Source organism: Moorena sp. SIO3I8 (assembly GCF_010692325.1).
Lineage (GTDB): Bacteria > Cyanobacteriota > Cyanobacteriia > Cyanobacteriales > Coleofasciculaceae > Moorena.
In genome coordinates, this window is record NZ_JAAHHW010000285.1 from 1 (window position 1) to 2,231 (window position 2,231).

The following is a 2,231-nucleotide window of genomic DNA, read 5'->3' on the forward strand; positions in this document are numbered from 1 at the left end:
GCTCCCCTCATTCTTTTCTGAGGATTTTTCCTTTTTGTGCTTGACATTTATATTTATCATCAACTATACTAATAATATAGCAGGTAAAGAGCACGGAGTTAAAGGATGTGATTTAATTTATGGCGAATCTTAGGCAGACATTTCGTATTTATCCCAATCAAACAGCTAATTCAAAGATGTTTTATGCGAGAAAACTGCATCAGTTACTCTATAACGCTGGGATAGCCGTTCGCCCTTGGCGGCTCCTTCGGAGCATCGTCCCTATGAATGGAAGGCTAACAAAAAATCCATAGGATACTTTGATCAGCAGAATTGCTTGCCTGATTTCAAGAAGTGCTGGCCGGAGTACAAGGAGTTATACAGTACTTCTTTGCAGGCCACTCTTAAAAGAGTAGATTTGGCATATAATCGGTTCTTCCAAGGGTTGAGTGAAATTCCAAAGTATAAACCAATTCGGAAATACTCTGGATGGACTTATCCTAGTAAAGCTGGTTGGAAGGTTAACACTGACGGGAAGAATGGCACTTTGACGTTAAACGACCTTGGCATCACTATAAAGATGCGTGGTCAAACAAAATCTTGGGGAACTCCAACAACCTTAACTATTACTTACAAGCCTAGTGTTAATGCTTGGTATGCTTCAATAACTGTCAAAATAGAATCCCAAACAGCTAAATACGGATCAGGATCTGACTTGACGTATGAAAAAATCGTAGCTTATGACTTGGGAACTGAAACAGCAATTACAGCTTTCAATGGCAGAGAGTTTGAGGAGATAGCTAACCAGCGCTTTACGAAGACCTTAGAATCCAAGGTTAAAGCCGCTGGTAAGGAAAAGCGCAGCAAACAGGCTCCTAATTTCAAAAAAGGCATAAAAGCGTCTAAGCGTTGGAAGAAGGCGAACAAAAAAGAATCCAAATTAAAAAGAAAAGTTGGGTTAGCGCGCAAGGATTGGCAACACGTCTTGATGCAGTCGCTCATGGGGGAAACCCCCAAGACCGCGCTGCATCGCAAAGTTACGTCAGATTTATCTAGTCGTTATGACATCGGCGTAACTGAAAAGCTAAATACAAAAGGGATGACCCTAAAAGCTAAGAAAGGGTCAAAAAGGAAAAAACAAAAAGCTGGATTAAACAAGGCTATTTTGGATGTGGGATTCGGCACTCTTAATAAAATGCTGACCTACAAAATCGAACTCAAAGGCGGAATTGTCCTTCAACTACCGACTAGACAATTAAAACCATCTCAGCGTTGTCCAGAATGTGGGAAAGTTCACAAAAGTTGGGCTGAACTATCGAATAGATACCATGTCTGTGATGCTTGCGGCTTTGAGTTCGATAGAGACAAGACAAGCGCAATGGTAATGTTCAATGCAGCTAATGGAAAACAGCCGGGGTACGGGACTGACCTCGATAAACGTGGATTTTCTAGCTCTACCTCAAAGACTAGTAAGCACACTGGCTCGATGAGGCAACTAGGTCAGAAGTTACCGCAAGAATAAGGCAGCCTTTATGGTTGGTCGGCTATGGGTAAAGGGTTAAAACTTTATGATTAAGGCTGCCTTATTCTAAGGTTTCGTCTCCGGAAAGATGAAGCGTCAAAAATCACGTTCTAAGGACGGGTCTGCTGACACCCCGTCCTGGCCGTAGGCCACGCCAAAGGCGAACGACCAGGACGGGGTAGTTCATTTAAACTAAAACACTAAAGGAGTAGTGTGATTTTAAGTCAAGTCAACTTGACCTAACTATTACCTCTAGGCTTGACCTATAAGATAAATTCTGGAAGATAAATCCTGTAGGCTTGAGTGAAACTTTATAATAGCTTTGCTTAAATTGGCTAAACAAGTAGTTTGGCTAAATGCCAGTATAGTGTTGGGACAAGTATAGGACAAATTAATGGCTCAGGAAAGAACTTTACCTAAAGTAGAGGATTACAGACCCATTACCAGCGCAGAAGGATTACTCCTTTACGAGGATATGATGCTCGGGCGCTTGTTTGAGGACAAATGTGCTGAAATGTACTATCGGGGCAAAATGTTTGGTTTTGTCCACCTCTACAACGGTCAAGAGGCAGTGTCAACAGGAGTCATCAAGGCGTTGCGTAATGGTGAAGACTTTGTTAGTAGCACCTATCGTGACCACGTCCATGCCTTAAGTGCAGGAGTGCCAGCACGGGAAGTGATGGCAGAGTTATTTGGCAAAGCAACAGGCTGCAGCAAGGGACGCGGTGGT

2 protein-coding genes are annotated in these 2,231 nt (G+C 42.7%); both read left to right on the forward strand.

The genetic code is table 11. The annotated features are described in order from the left end of the window. Positions 1-316: 316 nt before the first annotated feature. Positions 317-1,501 (forward strand): transposase, encoded by a 1,185-nt coding sequence (locus tag F6K51_RS36215; protein WP_293030729.1) that lies wholly within the window; start codon positions 317-319, stop codon positions 1,499-1,501. A 394-nt stretch (positions 1,502-1,895) separates the two neighbouring features. Then, positions 1,896-2,231 (forward strand): thiamine pyrophosphate-dependent enzyme (locus F6K51_RS36220; protein ID WP_293030727.1); only part of this gene is annotated, 336 nt, incomplete at its 3' end.